Source organism: Alteromonas sp. ABH4_456, from assembly GCF_056160645.1.
In genome coordinates this window covers 1-465 of record NZ_JBSWXO010000045.1, presented here as the reverse complement: position 1 = coordinate 465, position 465 = coordinate 1, and the positions used below count along the sequence as shown (strand labels likewise).

Sequence of the window (465 nt, the reverse complement as noted above, 5' to 3'; positions counted from 1 at the left end):
TGAAGGTGCACACAGTTACCGATACCCGGCGAACATCTCCACCGAATTACAATTAAGGCAGGAAGGCTTACCCAAAGACATCGTTGATATTGCCTGGAAGGCCCAGCTTCGCCTGTGCAAACGCTACCAGCGCATGATTAAAAGAGGCAAACACTACAATCTGATTATTACCGCGATAGCCAGAGAAATGGCTGCCTACATCTGGGCAATCGCAAAAGAAGTGGTACTCACACCGGTTAATCCAAAACTAAGATTAAGCAGAGTACCCGCATGATAAACGAGTTTGAGCTAACGCATTCGGATCGGGCCGCGGAAAGTGGCACAACCTACGAGGGTGTTATGATGGCAATCACTTAACCGTGATTGACCCACGCGCATAGACTGATGAGAAGGTGCCACGGCGGATTGAGTAAGGTCAGCTCTGCTTATTCCTCGAATAAGTAACCTACGAATACCAGCATACCA

1 pseudogene is annotated in these 465 nt (G+C 48.4%); it reads left to right on the top strand.

Annotated features, from left to right (window positions below):
* Positions 1 to 274: pseudogene (locus ACXAG2_RS20880) on the top strand (IS110 family transposase); the annotation flags it as partial.
* Positions 275 to 465 lie beyond the last annotated feature (191 nt).